Raw genomic sequence first — 2136 nt, forward strand, 5'->3', positions numbered from 1 at the left:
ACCAGAAAAAGCAAAGCCCACAGACGAGCCTGCTATATGGGGGGCGCTCGCCTGTGGGCTTTGCTACCCCCCAGGTGGGTCATTTTTAAATGATCACGATGGGTCAGTTTTGAATGCAGATTGACAGCCCTGACCGTCTGAACATCTCCTAACCTGTTGACCATGCCGCCTCCGGGCGGCATTTTTTTTGCAGAAATCGATGGTCAACAATGCTGTGTTTCATGGTCAGAATGGCCGCCGCCTGTGAGGGTCTATTCAATAAAAACAATGACTTATGATGGAGCGAATGAACAATAATTCAGGTGTCCGACACGGAGAAAGGGAAAGAGTGCGCAAACGCAAGCAGAAGCGTGCGCAAGGCCTGTCAAGAGGAAATTCCTTCGAGAAAGTGCCGGCGCGTTGAGGGTTTCAGCCGCGATCGCCGCGTATCAATCGAGCGCCCGGCAAACGGCGTCGCGCAGATAAATCGGACCGTAGTCGACCCCGTCCGGTGAGAAGGGGGTCACGCCTTTTCCGCGGAGCTCTGCAGACAAGCTTTGCCAACTCCGTCCAAACGCTTTCGCCATCGTACGCGAGGTAAGGAAGCGCTCGTGGAATGCATCCGCGTCTTCTGTGGTGATGTAGAACTGGTATGCGCGTGTTCTCGGGTTCCGCATCCTCGTCGCCGGCGCGTGTCCCTGGTTGATCAAGCGGCTGAGCCGAGCCGGCTGGCTTATGCCCACCGACTTCGCGAATGTTTCCAGAGTGAGCGCTGCCGGCGCAGCGTCACCCAGGATCGCCGCAACTTGGTCGTGATCGACGTACAGCGCCTTGAACCCCTCGAAATCCGCGTGGTTGCCGACCCGGGTGACACGGCCGTCCAGAATGGCCCTCAGGATGGTGCCGGGGTTCATTTTCAGCCGTTGCGCGGACTTCGAAACGTGCGTCCATCCGTGTTGTGCCTGCCGCAACGGGACCGCGCCCGCGAATAGCTTATCAAGAAGCCCGCGGCCGGCCGCGGGGTCCCAGACGGCCTTCATCCGCGTTCCGGTCACGGCTCGAACGAGGAGCCCGTCCGTGACGAGCAGGTCGAACTGGGACCGGCTCATGCCCATCAAGGCCGCGAAGGCCTTGGCCGGCAGGAGTTCCCTGGCCCCTTCGAGGGCTGTCGCCGCTGTCTCGGCATCGAACACCTCCCAAGCGTCCGGTTTTCCCTCAGAAGGCACGATACCCTCGGCCATGAGCATCTTGCGCAGCCGGCGCTGGTCCACGCCGGTGACCTGCGCGGCCGTCCGAATGGAGTGAAGGCGCCGTGTCATCACGGGCTCTCCCATCAAGTCATCACCGGGACCAAGCGGCCAGGTCTCCAGCATGTGATCCCGGAGGAGCCGTCGAAACGGCGCATAGTCCGGCGAGTCTCGATAATCGTGCGCAAGGCGATCATAGAGCTTCGGGAAAATCTTCTTGGGCCCGTCATGCGGGCCGCCCGGCAGCTCCTGCAGATCGATCAGCGCTATGCGGATCGCACCTTCACCATGGCGCGCCACTTCGAAGAGCTATGCGTGATTTTGGGTGACGCGGCCTGCTCAAGCGGCGCGGTTTTCGGTGTCGTTTTTGGCGACACCGTCGGTGAATGTGATGCCTTCGATGACCAAAGGCAACTGGTTCGCCCCCTTCAGGCGCCGCCACGTCTTTGCGGCGGCCTGAACGAGCTTGAAGACCATCAGCTTTGCGGTCTTCTGCGACAGCGCGCCCTTGGTTCGCACTGTTCTATGCCGGACGGTGGCGAAGACGCTCTCGATCGGGTTGCCTGTGCGCAGGTGATCCCAGTGGTCGGCCGGGAAATCGTAGAAGGAGAGCAACGCTTCCTTGTCCTTCGTCAGACAGGTGACCGCTTTTTCGTATTTCGCCCCGTATTTCTCGGAGAAGGTATCCATGGCGGTTTCCGCCGCGGCGCGGGTGTCGGCCTGCCAGATCTCGCGCAGATCGGCCTTCACCGTCGGCTGCATCGATTTCGGGAACTTGTTTAAGACGTTGGCGATCTTGTTCGACGGGGCTCCGCCCGTTCAGGGCTGGATTGGTCCACCGGACCAATCCCGAGACGCCCTTCACCCCAACACCGTTGATGGCGCGTGCCCGGGAAGACCTCGTCGAGCG

At 60.7% G+C, this 2136-nt stretch carries 1 protein-coding gene and 1 pseudogene; both read right to left on the minus strand.

What is annotated here, in order from left to right:
• Positions 1-428: 428 nt before the first annotated feature.
• The gene (locus DQW77_RS18705; protein WP_258523920.1) at positions 429-1526 is read right to left on the minus strand and encodes a hypothetical protein; all 1098 of its coding nucleotides are present in this window, start codon (positions 1524-1526) and stop codon (positions 429-431) included.
• 39 nt (positions 1527-1565) lie between these two features.
• Positions 1566-2136 (minus strand): annotated as a pseudogene (locus DQW77_RS17830) (transposase); the annotation flags it as partial.

This window comes from Roseovarius sp. TE539 (genome assembly GCF_003298505.1).
Taxonomy (GTDB): Bacteria; Pseudomonadota; Alphaproteobacteria; order Rhodobacterales; family Rhodobacteraceae; genus Roseovarius.